The sequence below is a fragment of the Paenibacillus taihuensis genome (assembly GCF_003386535.1).
Lineage (GTDB): Bacteria > Bacillota > Bacilli > Paenibacillales > Paenibacillaceae > Paenibacillus_Z > Paenibacillus_Z taihuensis.
The window spans coordinates 27257-47100 of record NZ_QTTN01000010.1 but is presented as its reverse complement, the minus strand read 5'-3'; the positions used below and the strand labels follow the sequence as shown (position 1 = coordinate 47100).

15 protein-coding genes and 1 riboswitch are annotated in these 19844 nt (G+C 54.6%); of the genes, 13 read left to right on the top strand and 2 right to left on the bottom strand.

The features are described from left to right. Positions 1–99 precede the first annotated feature (99 nt). From A8990_RS10620 to A8990_RS10600, 5 genes are all read left to right on the top strand, one after another. Positions 100–1359, top strand: coding sequence for a DUF445 domain-containing protein (locus A8990_RS10620; RefSeq protein ID WP_116189008.1), 1260 nt, complete (start codon positions 100–102; stop codon positions 1357–1359). Positions 1360–1550: 191 nt separating this feature from the next. After that, a riboswitch (cyclic di-AMP (ydaO/yuaA leader) is annotated at positions 1551–1743 on the top strand. A gap of 205 nt (positions 1744–1948) precedes the next feature. Continuing rightward, on the top strand, positions 1949–4288 hold the full coding sequence (locus A8990_RS10615; protein WP_116189007.1) for a histidine kinase: 2340 nt from the start codon (positions 1949–1951) through the stop codon (positions 4286–4288). 152 nt (positions 4289–4440) lie between these two features. Continuing rightward, positions 4441–5268 (top strand): basic amino acid ABC transporter substrate-binding protein, encoded by an 828-nt coding sequence (locus tag A8990_RS10610; protein ID WP_116189006.1) that lies wholly within the window; start codon positions 4441–4443, stop codon positions 5266–5268. An 81-nt stretch (positions 5269–5349) separates the two neighbouring features. Further along, complete coding sequence (locus A8990_RS10605) at positions 5350–5997, top strand: amino acid ABC transporter permease (protein ID WP_116189005.1); 648 nt, start codon at positions 5350–5352, stop codon at positions 5995–5997. Positions 5998–6001: 4 nt separating this feature from the next. Beyond that, the gene (locus A8990_RS10600; protein WP_181909507.1) at positions 6002–6736 is read left to right on the top strand and encodes an amino acid ABC transporter ATP-binding protein; all 735 of its coding nucleotides are present in this window, start codon (positions 6002–6004) and stop codon (positions 6734–6736) included. 484 nt (positions 6737–7220) lie between these two features. Here A8990_RS10600 and A8990_RS10595 read toward each other — a convergent pair whose 3' ends face one another. Next, a complete protein-coding gene (locus A8990_RS10595) occupies positions 7221–8678 on the bottom strand; it encodes an aminotransferase-like domain-containing protein (RefSeq protein ID WP_116189004.1) in 1458 nt (485 codons plus the stop codon). A gap of 114 nt (positions 8679–8792) precedes the next feature. On the opposite strand from A8990_RS10595, the gene A8990_RS10590 reads away from it, so the two are divergent. Continuing rightward, the gene (locus A8990_RS10590) at positions 8793–9737 is read left to right on the top strand and encodes a DMT family transporter (RefSeq protein WP_116189003.1); all 945 of its coding nucleotides are present in this window, start codon (positions 8793–8795) and stop codon (positions 9735–9737) included. A 101-nt stretch (positions 9738–9838) separates the two neighbouring features. On the opposite strand, the gene A8990_RS10585 is transcribed toward A8990_RS10590, so the two are convergent. After that, the gene (locus tag A8990_RS10585; RefSeq protein WP_116189002.1) at positions 9839–11071 is read right to left on the bottom strand and encodes an aminopeptidase; all 1233 of its coding nucleotides are present in this window, start codon (positions 11069–11071) and stop codon (positions 9839–9841) included. A gap of 121 nt (positions 11072–11192) precedes the next feature. On the opposite strand from A8990_RS10585, the gene A8990_RS10580 reads away from it, so the two are divergent. The 7 genes from A8990_RS10580 (at position 11193) to A8990_RS10550 (ending at position 19811) form a co-directional block, all read left to right on the top strand. Then, positions 11193–11519, top strand: coding sequence for an MGMT family protein (locus tag A8990_RS10580; RefSeq protein ID WP_281272498.1), 327 nt, complete (start codon positions 11193–11195; stop codon positions 11517–11519). Positions 11520–11543: 24 nt separating this feature from the next. Beyond that, complete coding sequence (locus tag A8990_RS10575; RefSeq protein WP_116189001.1) at positions 11544–12458, top strand: DMT family transporter; 915 nt, start codon at positions 11544–11546, stop codon at positions 12456–12458. A gap of 55 nt (positions 12459–12513) precedes the next feature. Next, positions 12514–14256, top strand: coding sequence for an ABC transporter ATP-binding protein (locus A8990_RS10570; RefSeq protein WP_116189000.1), 1743 nt, complete (start codon positions 12514–12516; stop codon positions 14254–14256). A 93-nt stretch (positions 14257–14349) separates the two neighbouring features. Continuing rightward, positions 14350–16137, top strand: coding sequence for an ABC transporter ATP-binding protein (locus tag A8990_RS10565; protein WP_116188999.1), 1788 nt, complete (start codon positions 14350–14352; stop codon positions 16135–16137). 758 nt (positions 16138–16895) lie between these two features. Continuing rightward, positions 16896–17882, top strand: coding sequence for a phosphotransferase family protein (locus A8990_RS10560; RefSeq protein ID WP_116188998.1), 987 nt, complete (start codon positions 16896–16898; stop codon positions 17880–17882). Positions 17883–17884: 2 nt separating this feature from the next. Continuing rightward, positions 17885–18754, top strand: coding sequence for an SDR family oxidoreductase (locus A8990_RS10555; protein WP_116188997.1), 870 nt, complete (start codon positions 17885–17887; stop codon positions 18752–18754). Positions 18755–18776: 22 nt separating this feature from the next. Then, positions 18777–19811 carry a S66 family peptidase gene (locus A8990_RS10550; RefSeq protein ID WP_116188996.1) on the top strand — a complete coding sequence of 345 codons (1035 nt, stop codon included), beginning with the start codon at positions 18777–18779 and terminating at the stop codon, positions 19809–19811. Positions 19812–19844: the final 33 nt, after the last annotated feature.

The following is a 19844-nucleotide window of genomic DNA, read 5'->3' as shown; positions in this document are numbered from 1 at the left end:
AAGCTTGTCTCTCTTCGTTTGAGCACTGGCGTGATTTTGAACTGATTCGAATGTAATGGTATGGTGTAAATAGCACTAATAGAAGGAGCCTTAACGATTATGGCCAACGAATCGAGAAAAAATAAACAAATTGCGAATATATCGCTCGGCATAATGGCAGCAGGATTCGCCGCAACCATTCCGTTCAAGGACGGCGCGCTCGGCCTGCTTCATGTCGGCTTCGAAGCGGGCGTCATCGGCGGTCTCGCGGACTGGTTCGCCGTAACGGCGCTGTTCCGCCACCCGCTAGGCATTCCGATTCCGCATACGGCGCTGCTGCCGCGCAACCGGAAGAAGATGTCGGACGGCATCGTCCGCGTCCTGGAAGAGCGGCTGCTCGCCAAAGAGAGCATGATCGAGAAGCTGAACCAGCTCGATCTTGCCGAGCAACTGCTCCCGCCGCTGCGCCATGCGCTGCAGTCCGCCGTGTACAGCGAGCGGCTGCCGGAGCTGCTGGAGACTGCGCTGCGCAGCATTCCGGCCGACAAGGTCGTGCCGCTGCTGTCGGGCGAGATCCGCTCCGTTGCTGCGCGCATCGACCTAGAAGCGCTGCTGCGCGGCTTCCTGCACCGTGCCGCCGAGAATGGCACCGACGAGCGGCTGCTTGATCTGCTGCTCGAGCGTGTGGAGGCGTGGGCCAGCACGGAAGGCATGCGCCGCGAGCTGGGCAATTCGGCGATGCAGCTCGTGAAGAGCTTGAACCTCGGCGGTATCATGCAATTCGCCGTCAACGCCTTTATCGCCTCCTTGGATGAGGACCGGCTCAGCCGAATGCTGCAGAACTTCATCTTGAACAAGATCCATGAGCTGAAGGTGCCGGGCACACAGCGCCGCGCAGCCATAATGCAGCATCTGCACAGCGGCCTAGAGACGCTCATTACGCGCTTGGCCGAGTCGGGACAGCTGGATCAGCTGCGCGACGAGCTGCTGAATGCTTTTGACCTGGAAGGCGAACTGTCGCGTCTGTTCGAAGCGCTGCGCGAGAAGGGCATCGCGTTCTTGCACGACGAGTCGTTCGCAGACCGCGTCTGGCCTCTGCTCTCGCAGCTGTTGGATCGCTTCGAAGCGAACCGCGAGCTTGTAGCGGATGCCGAGCACTGGCTGAAGGGTCAGATCGTACAGCTGATCGAGCGCAACCATACGCGGATCGGCTCGTTCGTGGAAGAGAATTTGAATCGGCTCGACAACGATCAGCTCGTCGAGTTAATTGAAGATAAAGTCGGCCAGGACTTGCAATGGATTCGCGTCAACGGCGCGGTTTGCGGCTTCCTGATCGGCCTTGTGCTGAAGTCGATCGAGATGATCGTGGGATCATTTTAACCTAGAAGGCTCCAGACCACTGTCAAATGTCAGCTATTTGCGAGAAACGGCGATATAGTGAGATAGGCAGAGGATGCTGGAGCAGGGCATTAGTGTAAGCGTTATATCCACCTAACTTGGCAGTAAACGAGAGTGCATTCTCTGCGGCATTCCTTTACAAAAGAGTGGCTGGGAGCGTAACATGAAGCAAGTTAAATGAAACGCTGAATTTCTTTGCTTAAGAAATCGGGGGAACCACTAGTAATGACGAGCGTATGGAACGATGAACTTCTTGTCGTCTTGGCGCAGTCATTGGGGTGAATCTTGAAGGCTACAACCTTCAGGTAGGGCGACTCTCACGCCCGAATCCGGCAGCTAACCTCGTAAGCGTAATCGAGAGAGGCGACGAATGATCGTGCATATAGACACTTTTAGATACTTGTGTTTAGAAGCCGCGAGAGGCGTTCCTCTTCTTTAAGAGGCGTATCCCCCGTACAGGCTTCTTTTTTGTGCGCCATTATAGAATTTATTAGTTTTACTTAGCATCTTGGCAATAGACTTACGAAGTTTGGGAAAGTTTAAAGGTGAAGGAAGGAAGGCGAAGTTTGTTATGGCTGGTTACCGCCGTAAAACCCCTGAGGAATTGCTATTATCTATCTCCAAAATCCATCGCGGCCGTCTGAAAGTGTACATTGGTGCAGTTAGCGGTTCGGGCAAAACGTATCATATGCTGCGGGAGGGTCAATCGCTGAAGCAGCAGGGTATTGAAGTTGCTGTCTGTGCGGTGTCGACGATGCGCCGTCCGGAAACGGTCGAGCAGCTCGCGGATTTGGAGCGGATTCCAAGCATTCACTGGTATAAAGGCGAAGAAGAGAAGAAGGATCTTAATCTGGACGCCATTCTGGAACACAATCCGGAGGTGCTGCTCGTTGACGGGCTGGCGCATGAGAATCGGCCGGATGCGAAGTTCAAGACACGTCTTGAGGATATTACTTTCCTGCTCAGCCATGGCATTAGCGTCATTACAACGGTCAATGTGTACGAATTGGATGGCATCACCGTGCTTGCTCAGAAGCTGACCGGCATTGAGGCGGAATGTACCGTTTCGGCCGATGCACTGGAGCTCGCGGACGAGGTGCGACTCATTGACGTATCACCGGAGACCATCCTGAATCGCCTGAACGACGGGCTTTGCAACATTAAAGAACCAGGCCTCCTTAAGCGCGGCAACCTTGGCAAGCTGCGGGAGCTGTCGCTGCGGCTGATGGCCGAGGGCGTCAACGAATCGCTGGAGAAGTACCGCGAGGAGCAGGGCTTTATCGGCCCGTCCGGCGCGGCGGAGCGGATTCTTGTCGCAGCGCAGTATCACTGGAACGGTTCTATCTATATACGCCGCGGACAGCAAATTGCAAAGCGGCTCGGCGGTGACCTGCAGGTTGTCGTTTTCGCGGACTCCAATCAGGAGCCTACGAAGGAACGGGACGCGTTCAAGCGTTCTATCTTGAAGCTGACCGAGAAGGTCGATGCAGGCTTCCGCGAAATATCGGTGAGCAGCCGCAGGCAGGTTCCGCGGGCGCTTATCAAATATGCGATGCTCATCAATGCGACGCGCATTGTTATGGGGCACTCGAAGCAAACCAGATCGCAAGAGTTCTGGCAAGGCTCGATTGCAGGCCAAGTGCTGAAGCAAGTGCGCAACATCGACTTGTTCTTCATGGCAGACCGTGCCGAGCATGAGGGCGAGCGCGTATTGCCGGCGAAGCGTTCGGTGCCGCAGCAGGTTTCGCAATCGGAGCCGTACCGCAGACTTAGCGCGCAAGAGGTCGAGAAGAAGATCGAGCGCATCCGCCGCGGTACGTTCAAGGTATACATCGGCGCGGCGCCTGGCGCGGGCAAGTCGTATATGATGCTGCGCGAAGGCAATGACTTGCTGCGCAAAGAGATCGACGTCGTCATCGGCCTCATGGAGGCGCATGACCGCGCAGAGACGCTGAAGCAGGCGGGCAAGCTCGAGATCGTGCCGCGCAAAGTGGTCGATGCCGAGAAGAACATGACGGAGATGGATATCGATGCAATTATCGCGCGCAATCCGGAGGTTGTGCTGATCGACGAGCTGCCGCATACGAATGCACCGGGCAGCCGCAATGCGAAGCGCTATGAAGATGTACAGCAAATTCTCGATGCGGGTATTTCCGTTATCGCAACATTTAATGTACAGCATCTCGAAAGCTTGAAGGACGCGGTCGAGCAAATTACCGGGACGACAATTGTTGAGACGGTACCGGACAGCATCCTGCGGCTTGCCGATGAGGTAGAACTGATCGACGTGACGCCGATTACGCTGCAGCAGCGGATGCGGGATGGCCTTATCTATAAGAAGGATGATGCGGAGCAAGCGCTGTCCGGTTTGTTCAAGACAGGCAGCTTGATCGCACTGCGAGAGCTTGCGCTGCGTGAAATCGCCGATGACGTCGATGAGCGTCTGGAAGCGTGGGAGCGTAACGGCTCGCTGCGCGGACCTTGGCGCCGCCAGGAGTCGATCTTCATTGGCGTTACTGTAGGAGAAACGGCTGAACGGCTGATCCGCCGCGGCTTCCGGATTGCGCACCGCTTGAAAGCGGCATGGCATGTCCATTACGTGCAAACGAACAGCGAGCGAGGTGCTGCTGTCGATAAGCGGATCGAGGCGCTGCAGGAGCTGACCGCAAGACTTGGCGGCACGTTCGAGGTGGAGCAAGCGGATTCCAAGAACGCCGTTCCTGGCGCATTGCTGGCGAAGGCGAACGAGCTCAAGAGTACGCAGATCGTACTCGGCCAATCGCGCCGCAGCTTCTGGAACAAGCTGATGAGTCGCCCGGTTGTAGAGACAGTGCTGCGTGAAGGACGGCATATGGACGTACTCGTCGTGGCAGATTTTAACCCGAATATTGCGCTTGGTGAAGAAGAGTAACAGGTGAATGGCAATCATTGTATCTAGTGCTTTGGCGCTCTACTATGATAAAATGTGAGAATACTTGACTTGTTTAAAAAATTAAATTGAAACAGTAGACTTTTCTTGATAAAATCTTCATTAGTTTAGAATCAGCATAGGGGGACATCTACATGAAGAAGTGGTTAGCGTCAGCTATCATTACATTAATGGCTGTAGTAATTGTAACGGGCTGCGGTGCAAAGACGAATAATAACGCAGGCAGCGAAGCAAGCGGCAATACAAGCAACTCGGGCGACACAACAACATACAAGTTTGCAACCGATGCAAGCTATGCACCTATGGAGTTCATGGATAAAGACGAGCTGAAAGGCTTCGACATCGAGTTCCTGGATGCCGTTATGAAACAAGCGGGTCTGAAGTACGAAGTAACGAATACAGGTTGGGACGCAATGCTAGAGAGCGTTAAGCAAGGTACAGAATACCAAGGCGGCGTATCCAGCGTATCGATTACTGACGACCGTAAACAAACATACGACTACTCGATGCCTTACTTCGAGTCGCGAAACGTCATTCTTGTTAAGGAAGGCAGCGACATCAAGAGTGCAACAGATTTGAAAGGCAAGAAGGTTGCCGTTCAAACAGGTACAACAGCCGACATTCTGATGACGAAGATTATGGGCAACGGCGATACAAACCTGAAGAAGTTCGACAGCAATGCTGTAGCGCTGTTGGAGCTTGACCAAGGCGGTGCGGACGCGGTTGTTGCGGACGTTGCAATTGTTCAATACTACATTCAGCAGAACCCGGACAAGAAGTACGTCAGCATCGAAGACAACACGAACTTCGCTCCTGAGTACTACGGTCTTCTGTTCCCGAAAGGCAGCGACCTGGCGGCGAAAGTTGATCCAGCGATTAAAGCCATCATTGACAACGGCACCTATGCAGAACTTTATAAAAAATGGTTCGGCGAAGAGCCAAACACAGATAACCTGAAGTAATCGATTTGCGGGAGGCATGCGTAAAACGCATGCCTTTTTGGTTGGTTGACCATTTCATAATAATGGAAAGGACGGGCAGGGATGGATTTTAAGTTTGATATTATTTGGGGTTATTTGCCGCTGTTCTGGAAAGGAACGCTGTATACCATCCTCATTTCGCTTTCCGGCGTTGCGCTAGGCTCGATCTTGGGTCTGTTCGTCGGCTTTGGCAAAATGTCGCGCCGCTGGTATTTGCGCTGGCCGATGCAGTCGTATATTAACTTCTTCCGCGGAACGCCGCTGCTGGTGCAAATCTACATGGTGCATTTCGGCCTCATGCCGCTCATCCTTGGGAAGACGAACTCGATCGCTGCAGCGATTACCGCATTGTCGTTGAATGCGGCAGCGTACACGGCTGAAATTTACCGTGCCGGTATTCAGTCCATCGATAAGGGTCAGACGGAAGCGGCTCACTCGCTAGGGATGACGCATTTCCAAACGATGCGCTTCATCATTCTTCCGCAAGCGATTAGACGGATGATTCCTGCGTTCGGTAATGAATTTATCGTGCTTGTGAAGGACTCCTCCTTGACTGCGCTGATTACAGCACCGGAGATTATGTACTGGGCCGGCGTTATGAAAGGCCAGTATATCCGGATCTGGGAGCCGTACTTGACAGCTGCGTTTATTTACTTCATCCTTACTTATTCCTTGAGCAAGCTGCTTAACTGGATAGAAAGGAAGGCATAAGCTCATGACGAGTCCAATCATTGAAATTAAAGGCTTGTCCAAAGCCTTTGGCAGCAATGTCGTATTGAAGAAAATCGATGCTACGGTGAGCAGCCAAGAGGTGGTCGTCGTCATTGGTCCATCCGGATCGGGGAAATCGACGTTTCTGCGCTGCATCAACTTGCTGGAAGCGCCGACTGGCGGCGAGATTATTATTGAGGGCCAGTCGCTCATGGATAAGAAGACAAGCATTACGGGCATTCGTGCCGACGTCGGGATGGTGTTCCAGCAGTTCAATCTGTTCCCGCATTTGACGGTGCTCGACAATATTACGCTTGCGCCGATTCAAATTCGCAAATTGCCTGTTGCAAAGGCACGCGAGAAAGCATTGGAGCTGCTGAAGAAGGTTGGCCTGTCCGACAAAGCAAACATGTATCCGCCATCGCTGTCCGGCGGTCAGCAGCAGCGTGTCGCGATCGCCCGTGCCCTTGCGATGGAGCCGAAGATTATGCTGTTCGACGAGCCGACATCGGCGCTTGACCCGGAGATGGTCGGCGAGGTGCTCGCGGTTATGAAACAGCTGGCGAAGGAAGGCATGACGATGGTTGTCGTCACGCACGAAATGGGCTTCGCCCGCGAAGTAGGCGACCGCGTGATCTTCATGGAGTCGGGCTATATCGTGGAGCAGGGCTCACCGGCGCAGCTCTTCGAGAATCCGCAGCAGGAGCGCACGAAGTCGTTCTTGTCGAAGGTGTTATAGGAAGTTGATGTGAGTGTGAAAGCCCCAATCCGAATGTGCGGATTGGGGCTTTTTTTGTGCTTTCTAGAGTAGTAACTGCCCCGCGCATTGTTCGGGCGGGCTTCCCGGACTGAGAGTCGGAAAATCCGACTCTCGCGCGCGAAAATGCAGCGAAAACGAGCCGAGAGTAGGAAAAGGCGACTCTCGAGGTGCGAGGCGGCGGGTAAGAGCAGCTTTCTCGTGCTGAGAGTCGGAAAACCCGACTCTCAGACGCGAGAGGGCCCGCGAAAACGAGCCGAGAGTCGGAAAATCCGATTCACAGACGCGAGAGGGCTGCGAAAACGAGCCGAGAGTAGGAAAAGGCGACTCTCAGGCGCGAGTGGGCTGCGAAAACGAGCCGAGAGTAGGAAAAGGCGACTCTCGATGGTGTGAGGCGGCGAGATAGAGCAGCTTTCCCGGGCTGAGAGTCGGAAAACCCGACTCTCATACGCGAGAAAATGCTTCCCTACACCCGTGTTCGCACGAGTCGCTTGATCCCTTCCCTCAGCTGCGATTCGTTAATGAAGCAGTAGCTGATACGGATGAAGTCGTTCCTTTCCGATAAGGGATCGCAGATGACGCCAGGGACAAAAGAGATCGACTGACGCAAGCTCTCCGCCAGCAGTCCCTGCACCGAAAGCGCCGGTGGAAGCTTGACCCACAAGTTCAGCCCGCCTGCTGGCTGAACCCATTTCCAGTCGGAAGCGGCGGCGAGCTCCTGTTCGGCGATATCTCGACGCAGCTGCAGCGCGGTTCGCAGCTTGGCGACATGCTGCTGCATGCGCTCGGACTGGAAGTAGTGCAGGAATATTTTCTGATTGAGCAGAGGCGTTCCGTTATCCGCTAATGATTTGGCGATTAACAACGGCTCGATCACGGACTTTCGGCCAATAACCGCGCAAATTCGCAAGCCTGGCGCGATGTATTTACTAAAGCTGCGTAAGTAGACGACCCAGCCGTCGGTATCGTAAACGAACATCGGCCGCGGGGGAGGCTCCTCAAAGTACATATCGCGAAACGCATCGTCCTCAATTATGAGGCACCGATACTGCGCTGCCAATTCCACAAGTCTCTTCCGCTGACTCGCAGGCACGGTATAGCCCGTCGGGTTGTGGAAGGTCGGGTTCGTGTAGAAGAAACGCGGCTTGTGCTGCTTCAGCATCATCTCCACCTGATCGAGATCATAGCCGTTCGGCCCAATGTCGACGGCAAATATTCGCGCCCCCTGATTGCGGAAAATCTCCAGCGCAGCACTGTAGGTTGGCCGCTCAACCAGAATGGGATCCATCGCCCTAATGAAAACCCGAGCGAGGAGATCGATAGCTTGTTGGGAGCCGGATGTGATAACGACTTCGTTAGCAGCGAGCGGGATGTTAAGCGACTTGGCAATGTAACCGCAGAGGAATTCCCGCAATTCCTCGTCCCCTGAGACAGGGCCATAGGTGCCCATCACCTTCGGATATTTATCGAACACTTGCTTCACATGCTCGGATAGAAACAAGTTAGGCAGCAAATTCGGATCAATCAGCGCTTGTGCGAGCTGATAAGTGACAGGGATTTGCTGGACGTGGAACAGCTCGTTTCGCAAATGAGCATAAGCCGGAATAGGCTGGTTGGCTGGAAGCTCTGGCAGTTCCGAATTGGAGTTAGCCTCCTCCTTTAAATCGGATGAGGGTGTTGGTGATACGTAATACCCCGATTTGTCCTTCACATATACTTTTCCGTTCTGCTTCAGCATCTGATAAGCCCGGAACGCAGTTAGCCGGTGAACCTGTAGGTCAAGGGCGATCGATCGGACTGAGGGCAGCTTCTCATGCGTCTTCAGTTCGCCGCGCTCCATTCGTCCCATGATGTGCTCGTACACTTGCTGAAACAGGTGATGTCCGTCTTTTCGCGTTGGCGGTGCTGACGTGGTCGGCTTCATCGTTCGCCCTCCTTTTTCCCCTATTATAGCTCATTGTCTGGCATAACTGTTCTGTTCCCATCCGACTGTTCTGCTTGCAGTGGTATATACTGGTTAGGAAAAGGGGGAATGAACATGATTGTCATCGGTTATATGCTTGTTTGCCTCGTCTTCGGGACGACTTTTCTAGCGATCAAAGTAGGCATGGATGCCGCAGCGCCTCCGTTCTTCTCAGCGGGAATGCGGTTCTTCATAGCGGGTCTCATTCTGTTTCTGTGGAGTGTATGGAGGGGAAAAGCGAGCTTCAAGCTGCTTATGCACAAGGAGATGCTGATTAACGGGGCGCTGCTGACGTTCGGCACATTCTCCACGCTCTATTGGGCGGAGCAATATGTCGCTTCAGGCGTTGCTGCTATCTTGTCGGCAACGGGACCGCTTATGATCCTGCTGCTGCAGGTCATTGTGATGAAACAACGGAGTTCTCGACGCGCCGTACTGGGTTGCTTGATCGGGTTTACTGGGGTTATTTTGCTAGTCCTTCCGAGTGCCAGCATCGTGGCAAGCATGCTTGCGATCATAGGCTGCATTGCGATTCTAGTGGGGGAATTGGCGTATTCCTCGGGAGCGCTCTATGCCCAAAATGTCATTCAACGTCATCGGGACAGCTCGCCGATCGCACTAAATGCGGTTCAGATGATCTACGGAGGATTGTTGTTGTTTGTGCTTTCCGGGCTAACGGAGCATGTCCATGTGGATGTGGTATTCACGAGGGAGGCTGTCGGTTCACTCCTCTATCTGACTATCGTCGGCTCCATGGTGGGACATAGCTTGTTCTACTGGCTTGTTGCCAAGACAAACCCGGTATTCCCGTCCACGTGGCTGTACGTATCACCGCCGATTGCGCTTCTCGTAGGTGTGCTGTTCTATCAGGAGCCGTTCACCTGGGTGATGGGACTTGGCGTTGTGACGATTATTACGGGGACCGTTATCGTGAATTGGGAGAGCTTGAGGCAGCTGGATCGGAGGGGGAAGAAGAGGAGGGAGATTTCATTGCTCGCTGATCGGTTAAGCAACAGCTAAGTGTGTACGGTTCTTTAGCGGTGCGAGCTAAGCGGGTTAGGAGATGGAAAAGGGACACACGAGCAACCAATATGGTTGCCCGGTGTCCCTTATTCATTTCATTAGAACGCCCAGTTTCCGTCACGGAATACCGGCTCGTATGTACCGTCTTCGCGCTCGCCGTCAATGTTCAGCTCGGCGGAGCCGATCATGAAGTCCACGTGCACAAGGCTGTTGTTCAGGCCAGCCGCCATTTGCTCTTCTTCGTTCATCGCTTTGCCGCCTTCGATGCAGAAAGCATACGCTTTGCCGATCGCAAGGTGACACGATGCGTTCTCATCGAACAGCGTGTTGTAGAAGATGAGGTTCGTATCCGAAATGGGGGAACGGTGCGGCACAAGCGCAACCTCGCCCAAGTATGCAGCGCCTTCGTCGGTGTCGACGAGGTTCTTCAGCACCTCGAGTCCTTCTTCCGCTTGCACGTCGACGATTCGGCCGTCCTTGAACGTGAGGGAGAAGTCCTTGATCAGGTTGCCGCCGTAGCTAAGCGGCTTCGTGCTTGCGACCGTACCGTTCACGCCGCCCTTGAGCGGAGCCGTGAACACTTCTTCCGTCGGCATATTCGCAACGAAGATGTCGCCTTTCGCGTTCTCGCTGCCTGCGCTGATCCAGATGTGGCCTGGCGCCAGCTCGATCGTAAGATCTGTGCCCGGACCTGTGTAGCGAAGCTTGCGGAACTTCTTCTCGTTCAGATGCGAAGCCTTCGTATCGAGCACCTCGATATGCTGCTTCCAAGCTGCAACAGGGTCTTCTTCGTTGATGCGAGTAGCCGCGAAGATAGCATCCCACATCGTATCTTCACGCTTCTCTGGCGCTACATCCGGGAATACTTTCGCGCTCCAATCCGGTGAAGGAACGGCAACGATCGACCAGCTTACTTTGTCGGACATCGTGTAGGTTCTCCACGTTTTCAGCGCCATGCCGGCAGCCTTGTTCGCATTGGCGATACGCTCCGGCTTAATGCCTTTGAGCAAATCCGGGTTAGGGGCAATGATGCTGAGGAATGCCGCATTGCCCTCCGCCATGTCTTCCCAGCCTTTAGCACGCCACATGGGGTATTCTGTAAAAGCTTCATCCGGTGCAAGCTCGTATTTGGTGCGAGTGACTACATCGTCGTTCCACTCTACATGTACATTTTTCGCGCCGATCTCGTAAGCTTTCTTCACGACGAGACGCACGAACGGTGCGGATGCGAGAGAAGTGGAGATGACAAGCGTTTGACCAGGCTGTACGTTAACGCCAACCTGTACGGCAAGAGCGGCATAGCGCTCGAGTTTTTCTTCAAAAGTAGCCAATTGATTCACTCCTATAGGACAGAATAGATTTATTTTAACATAGAATGGGTTCAATTCCCTAAAGGGGGAATTACGGTGTATAATTGATGCTCAGTGCAAAGCGAAGTAGAGGTGAAACCAATTGACCGTGCTTCAACCGTTCACCGAACGGGTCATTGCTGTCATCCGAAGCATACCGCGCGGCAGCGTCATGACGTATGGCCAAATTGCCGAGCAAGCGGGCAGCCCCAGAGCCGCAAGGCAGGTCGTGCGCATCCTGCATTCACTCAGCGAAAAGCATAATTTGCCCTGGCATCGCGTCATTAACGCGAAGGGCGAGATTGCGATCGGCAGTGACGAAGGCCGGTTTATGCAGCGTTATTTGCTGGAGGAGGAGGACGTCTACGTCAATCCTGCAGGCTTCATTGATTTAGAGCAGTACCGGTATGAGCCGGAACCGAATTACTAAGGATGTAAGAAAGAAGGATTTATTTTGCCTAGACTCATCTATGCCGCGCTTCTGGGACTCGGTCTCATTTGGGGCGGTTCGTTTTATTTTATCAAAATGCTGCTGCATGACTTTGGCCCGTGGTCCATCGCTTTTCTGCGCTCGGGCTTCGGACTTCTCGTTGTACTCGTCATTATGACTGTGTTTAAGAAGCCTTTCGGATTTCGCGCTATTCCGTGGCTGGCGATGTTCATCATGGCGCTCATCAATACCGCTGTGCCATGGACGTTGATCGGATTCAGCGAGCAGCGGCTGACAAGCAGTCTCGCATCCATTCTGAATGCAACGACGCCGGTATGGACGATTGTGGTCGGCATTGCGTTCTTCGGCAACAAGTCGAATCGGATGCAATGGATCGGTCTTGCGACGGCCACAATAGGCGTAGTCATCCTGCTCGGCATTCGTCCGGGGACGCTGCTTTCGTTCGATGGCATTGGCTTGATCGGCATGCTGTGCGCTACGTTCAGCTACGCGGTCGGCTCGCAGCTGTCCAAGCGGCTGTCGCTCCGCGGACTGACGATGTACCAAATTACATACGGAACCTTGCTGAGCAGCACCGTGACAAGCGGGATTTTCGCATTTTCTACCGAATCCATAACATGGCCGCATCTCACATCGATGGATAATGTGCCGATGATTCTCGGTCTTGGCATGTTCGGCTCGGGCTTCGCCTATATTCTGTTCTACTACATGGTGGAGAAAGGGAGCGCCGAGTTCGCGTCGATGGTGACGTACTTGGTGCCATGCACGGCATTGATTTGGGGCTCCACGCTCCTAGGCGAGCCTATCAAGTGGAATATGCTCGTTGGGCTCGTCATCATACTCGGAGGCGTCTTCCTTGCAAGCCGCAAGCCGAGATCAGGCAATGCGCTCAGGCCGCAGGAAGCGCGGTCCAGCTAGAACTGTTTTTAGTCAGGAGAAGGAAGCAAGACACAAGAACTGAGGAGGGAATGTGTTGTCTTTCGTATCACGGCTTAGTTGGTTTTTCAAACAGAGATGGATGCATTACACGGTTGCGATCAGCTTGATGACGATCGTGAGCTTGCTGCAGACGGTCCCGCCCAAAATGATCGGGAACACCATTGACCGCATCCGCAGCGGAAGCCTGACGGCATCGCAATTAAGCAGCACGGTGCTGCTGCTGATTGGGCTGTCTGTGCTATTATATGTGCTCGTCTATACGTGGATCACCACGTTGTACGGGAATTCGGTGCTCATCGAGAAGCTATTGCGGGGGCGGTTTCTGACGCATCTCACGCGGATGACGCCGTCGTTCTTCCAGCGTAACAATACGGGACAGCTGATGGCGCTTGCGACGAACGATATTTTGGCCATTGGCAACACAGCCGGCTACGGCGTTATGACGCTCGTGAACACGGTCGTCGGCGCATCGGTCGTCATTATTACGATGATTTCCTTGATTAATTACAAGCTGATGCTCGCGGCGCTTATTCCTCTGCCGCTGCTTGCGGTAGTTATTAGTAAGCTGGGCAAAAGAGTGCGCGTTCGCTTCATGGCAGCTCAAGACGCGTTCGGAACGATGAACAATCACGCGCTGGAGTCGATCTCCGGCATTCGCGTCATCCGTTCTTATGTGCAGGAGCGGCATGACCTGACTGCATTCGATGATGTCACCACCGAAGTGATGGAGAAGAACCGGCTGGTGTCGATGCTCAATGCGCTGTTTCAGCCGCTAATCTCTATTATTGTTGGCGTCAGCTATTCGATCGGAATCGGGTACGGTTCCTATCTGGTGTTCCATGGCGAGATTACGCTTGGACAGTTAGTGTCGTTTAATATTTATTTAGGGATGTTAATTTGGCCGATGATTTCCTTCGGCGAATTCATTAACGTGCTTCAACGCGGCAACGCCTCCGCGGATCGGCTGCAAAAGGCATTCGATGAGAAGCCGGATCTTGCGGACCCTGCGAGGTCAGTTGCAGTGGCTCGGCCTGAAGCAATAGAGATGAAGAAGCTGACGTTTACCTATCCGGCGGCGGTCCAGCCGAGTTTGCGGGACGTGTCGTTCAAGCTGGAGCGCGGGCAGACGCTTGGCATTGTCGGCCGGACGGGAAGCGGGAAGAGCACCTTGCTGAAGCAGCTGCTGCGCCAATATCAGGTGGAGTCAGAGCGTCTGTTTATATCGGGTGTACCGGTGGAAAAGATTGAGATAGACCTTGTGAAGAGCTGGATCGGCTATGTGCCGCAGGAGCATCTGCTGTTATCTAAGTCGATCAGCGACAATATTGCGCTCGGCAAGCCGGACGCTTCCGAGGCCGAGATACGGAAGGCTGTGGAGATGGCCTCGTTCACCTCGGACATCGCCGGAATGCCGGAAGGACTTGGGACCATCGTCGGCGAGAATGGCGTCATGCTCTCCGGGGGGCAGAAGCAGCGGCTGGCGATTGCGAGGGCGCTGCTGATCGATTCGGAGATTTTGCTGCTGGATGATGCGCTCAGCGCGGTGGATGCACGGACGGAGAGCGCGATTCTGCACCATATTCGTCAGAATCGGGCGGGCAAAACAACCTTGATCTCCACGCACCGGTTGTCTGCGGTCAGCCATGCGGATTGGATCCTCGTGCTAGATGAAGGGCGAGTTATTGAAGAAGGTACGCACGAGGAGCTGATGTTCTTCGGCGGGTGGTATAAGCAGCAGTGGGATCGGCAGCAGATGGAAGCGAGCTTGGAAGAGTAGCGCAGGCATGAAGAAATGAAGTCATGAAGTCATGAAGTCATGAAGTCATGCAGGCGTGCAGGCGTGCAGGATAAAAGAATCCAGGAGGTAGCTATGAACCAATCGACGACGAGACGGCTGCTTGGCTACGCACTCGTCTACAAGTACCGGATTATCGCAGCGCTGCTCATCCTATGCTGCGCGGTCGGCGCCGAGCTTGGCGGACCCTATATTACGAAGACGATCATCGATAAGCATCTCTCGCTGAAAGAGAATGATCTGCCAGCCGTGCTGCGGCTGCTCGGGCTATACCTCGGGCTGCTGGTGACGGCGGGTGTGTGCAACTTCTCGCAATCGTATCTGCTGCAAGCAACAGCGCTGCGGATTATCAAGAACATGCGGATGGACTTGATGCGCCATATCGGCCGGATACCTTTGCGGTATTTTGACAACACGCCGATTGGCCAGGTGGTATCGCGGATTGCGAACGATACGGAAGCGGTGCGCGATCTGTTCATGAGCTTCATGGCGACGTTCGTGGTGAGTGTCGTGCAGCTGACGGGGATATTTACGGCGCTGTTCATTCTCGATGCTCGGCTTGCGGCGTTCACGCTGTTGCTGCCGCCGATCTTCGCTGTCATCATGTACGTTCACTTGAAGTATTCGAAAGTGTTTATCTCCATCATGCGGGCACGTCTGAGCGACATGAACGCGATGATCAACGAGTCCATCGTCGTCATGCCGATTATTCAAGCATTCCGGCGCGAAAAGGTGACTTTGGCGGAGTTCGAGGTGCTGAACGAGGACCGTTACGTGAATCAGGTGAAGCAGTTCCGCGTCTTCTCGCTGTCCTCGCGGAATATCGTCGGTACCATCGGCAGCTTGGTGACCGCTGGCGTTGTGTGGTACTTCGGCGGCCAATCGCTGCAGACAGGAATTGAGTTCGGCGTGTTCTATGCGTTTATCGATTATTTGGGCAGAATCTTCCTGCCGATCATCGGCATCTTCGACCAGCTGACCAATGCGCAGCGTGCCTTCGTCTCGGCGGAGAAGGTGTTCGCGATTATGGATTTGGAAGGCTCGGAAGTGGAAGATGCTGCAGGCGAAGGACGCCCGGAAGGCGTCGTGAAGTTCGACGGCGTCACGTTCGCGTACAAGGAAGGCGAGAACGTGCTGAAGAACATTTCGTTCGAAGCACGCAAAGGGGAAACGGTGGCGCTGGTCGGCCATACGGGCTCGGGCAAAAGCTCCATCATGAACCTGCTGCTCGGCTTCTATGAGCCGCAGCAAGGGGCTATTACGATCGACGGCCGCGATATTCGAGGCATGTCGAAGCAGGCTTTGCGCAAGCACATGGGCATCGTGCTGCAGGATCCGTTCTTGTTCGCAGGCGACATTAAGTTCAATGTCAGCCTGTACAACAAGGACATCACGCTTGAGCGGGTGAAGACCGCGCTGCGTGATGTCGGCGCATCCTCGTTCGTCGAGCAGCTGCCAGGCGGCTACGACGAACCGGTTGTGGAGCGCGGCAACACGCTGTCGAGCGGACAGCGGCAGCTGATCTCTTTCGCGAGGGCGCTGGCGTTCGACCCGAGCATTCTCATTCTCGATGAGGCGACGGCGAGCATCGACAGCGAGACGGAGGGCCTCATCCAGCAGGCGTTGAAGGTCGTCAGCGAAGGCCGGACGACGCTCGTCATCGCGCACAGGCTTTCGACGATCCGCGAGGCCGATCAAATTCTCGTCCTGCACCGCGGCGAGATCGTCGAACGCGGCAACCACCGCGAGCTGATGGCGCTGCAAGGGCGGTACTATAAGATGTACCAGCTGCAGACCGGCGAAGGTCACGCAGCTGCCGCCCCAGGCGGCGCGGTCACCGCATCGGCGGGACCGACGGTGTAAGGGAAGGAGCAACAGGTAGGCGGTGAGCCGGCCCTGTTGCTCTTTTTTTTTGCGCGCGACAAAGGCAGCGGCGCCTGGTGCCCCGAAAGTAGCTGGTTAGTTGGACTACATTCGCAGAAATGCGGGGGATTGGAGTAAAGTAGCTGGTTTGTTGGACTACGTCGGTTATAAGAGTGGCACCCAGTACCACACATCAGAGAAAACACGCTGGAAAAGCGCAAAGAGTGGCACCTAGTACCACACATCAGCAGAAAAGCGCCGAAAAAGCGCAAAGAGTGGTCCTGGGTACCACACATCGATGTAATGGAACGAGGACTAGGAGGAAGTGACGCCTCCAAGTAGCTACATTGTCCAAAATCCGGCGAACCAGGGTTAAGTAGTGACTCCAGGTATCTACATTGATGGAATTCAGGCCAAATTGGGGCAAGAGGTGCTTCTGGGTAACTACATTGGCAAACATAGAAGATGGAGGAGGGGGGCTACCAGGCGAGGGCCAAGCCGGCCCGTAGAACCGCTGCCATGTTAGCGGCAGCGGTTCTTTGTCAGCGGAGGTTTTGCCGCCATTGAAAAAGAGTGGTGAAGCGCAGCGCCGACCATTTCGAATGAGAGTGACTTTGGTACGAAGTACCACGGGAACGATCATCGAAATGGGCGGACGGAGCGGAACCACGAATTAGAGATGAGGCACCTAAAACCGAAGTTTTTCATGTAGAATAGAACTATTGGATGAAGTTTCCTCATTGGGAGGGGAACTCACTATGAAGGAGATTATTTTGCCGGACGGCACTTTGGATGCGAGCCGTATTTGGCGCAGAGAAACGCTATACACAGGGATGAACGGCAAAAGCGTAGAGCGTGTCTACCTTTCGCCGGAGCACAGCATCATATATAAACCACTTACCAATGAAAGCCAGCTCGGGCAGGAGGGCTGGGTGTATGAGCATATTTTGCAGGGAATGGCGTTCCCGCCGATCTATCCGCAGCTGCTTGCGGCTTCGGGGATAGCTGCTGGCGACCAAAGCTGGCAGTTGTTCGAGGACTTGGGGGCGCTCCGGCACGCTTTCGACGAAGAGACGGCGCTTGATCTAATCGACCATATCGCTTGGTGGCACGCACTGCCCGTCGAACACCTCAGCCAGCAACCGCTGCTCGGTCCGAAGCCATACATTGAGACCATTGCCGAGCAAGTGCTAGGCAGACGCGATGAACTCACAGAAACACTAACCGCGAGATTCGAAACGCCGCAGTTCGTCATCGATCAGCTAGACGCTCTCACCCGCAGCAGCCGCATGACAACTTACTGGGAGCGCGACGTACTTTCCCACGGCGATCTTCACCTCGGCAACTACGCGCGTGCCGAAGGTGCCGTCCGCGTGCTCGATTGGGAGCATGCGCATATCAATAGCCGCTATTGGGACTTGTACTACGTGATCGACTCGTCTCACCCCGATTTTCCAAAATCCATGAGCATCCCAGTACGTAAGCGTCTGCTGGACCGGTATCTAGCTCAATCCGCCGTATATGGTATCCAGCTCGACGCCCCGCTTTTCCTACAAGGCTATTATTTGTTCACAACATGGTTCTCGCTCTGGATGCTGCTGCTAATTGCCGGTGACTTAGAACGAATCGCAGCAGCGACCAGCGGTGGCAGGTGGAGCGTCCACCAGCTTACGGTGCAGCTGGAAGAAACGCTCGACAGCTTGACGCAGTGTGTTCAACTACTGAATGAACAAGGAGTGTCTTAACAATGGCGAACAACAGCAGCACACAGCGAATTGCACTAGTCACAGGAGCAAGCGGAGGGATGGGGCGCGCGACCGCCGCGCTCCTTGCCGCGGAGCAAGGGATGAAGGTTTATCTGTTAGCGCGGAACAAGAAGAAGGGGCAGGCTGCAGTCGAGCACGTCAACAAGAAGTCGGGGCGGCAGGATGCAGAGCTGCTGCTGTGCGACTTGGCTTCTATGGCAAGCATCCGAGCGGCGGCTGCGGAGATTGCTGGCCGGACAAGCCGTCTGGATGTGCTCGTCAACAATGCGGGTGTCATTACGCTGAAGCGGGAGGAGACGGCAGACGGGTTCGAGCGGCAGCTTGGCGTGAACCATTTGGGACATTTTTTGCTGACAGGGCTGCTGATTCCGCTGCTACGTCAAAGTGCCGCGGCGCGAGTCGTCAACGTATCGTCCGGCGCGCACAAGATCGGGAAGATGAACTATGCGGACCCGGGGATGGTGAAGGATTTTACCGTTTGGCGGGCGTACAGCAGGTCGAAGATCGCTAATATTTGGTTCACGAAGGAACTCGCAAGGCGTTTGCAAGGTACAGGAATTTCGGTCTATGCGCTCCACCCTGGCGTCGTTGCGACGGATATCGGGGTGAACCGGTCGACTGGTTTTGGCCAGCTTGCACATAAGCTGATGCGCCCGTTCTTTCTGACGGCAGAAGAGGGTTCAGCGACGGCGATTCACTTAGCGAGTGCGGGGCAGGTCGGTGGACAGAGCGGCGATTATTTCTACAAGAAGAAGCCGATTGCCGTGTCGAAGCTGGCAGATTCCGCCGAAGAGGCGAGCAAGTTCTGGAGCTGGAGCGAGCAGGCGGCGGGATTCCGGTACGACATCTAAAGCGGAGAAGGAGTGGACAGGCATGAGCAGCATTCGATATCCAGTTCTTAAGGAAGGTGCAATGATCGGCGTAACAGCGCCATCCTCGGGAGCAGAAGAGAGAATTCATCCATGGTTGGAGGAGGCACGAGAGAGACTGGCGATAAGCGGCTTTGGGGTGCAATTCGGAGAGACGGTGTGGACGCAAAATAAAGCAAAATCCGCGCCGGCCGCCAAGCGGGCAGAAGAGTTTAATGCGATGGTCCAAGCAGCGGATGTCGATCTCATCATCCCGCCATGGGGCGGCGAGCTGTTGATTGAAATGGTGGACCAAGTCGATTACGACCGGCTCCCCTGCAAATGGGTTATGGGCTACTCGGACCTCAGCGTGCTGCTGCTTGCCATTACGCTGAAGACAGGTATCGCGACGGCGCATGGCACGAACTTCGTCGATCTTCGCGGTGAGGTGACAGATGAGACAACCGCGATGTGGCAGGCTGTTCTGTCCACGGAAACAGGCGGGGCAATCGTCCAGCACTCGTCGAGCAGCTATCTGAAGGAGTGGCCGAAGGAAGCAGGCAAAGCCGTGTTCAACTTGACGGAGCCGACGATGTGGAGTGCGATACTGCCAGATGGACTAGAACCTCGGGGCAGCATCCGGCTGCAAGGACGGCTCCTCGGCGGCTGCATCGATGTCATCCGTCATCTGATCGGCACGCCATACGGAGATGTTGCTGCATTCAGGGAAGTGCACATCCCGGGAGAAAAACTGCTGTGGTATCTCGAGAACTGCGAGTTGGTCACGACGGACGTACGCAGGTCGCTTGTACAGATGAAGCTGGCGGGCTGGTTCGAGCGCTGCTCCGGCATTATGTTCGGACGGAGCCCCGCTAACCGGCCGGTTGAAAACTACATGATTGAAGATGTGTACGCCGATCTGGCAGACGAACTAGGACTGCCGATCATCTACGATATCGATTGCGGGCATGTTCCGCCGCAGCTGACGCTCATTAATGGTGCTTTTGCCGAAGTAGAAGTGGAAGCGGGGCGCGGGACAGTTAAGCAGTATTTTACATAGAGCATGAATGGTTGATGGATGGATGGATGGATG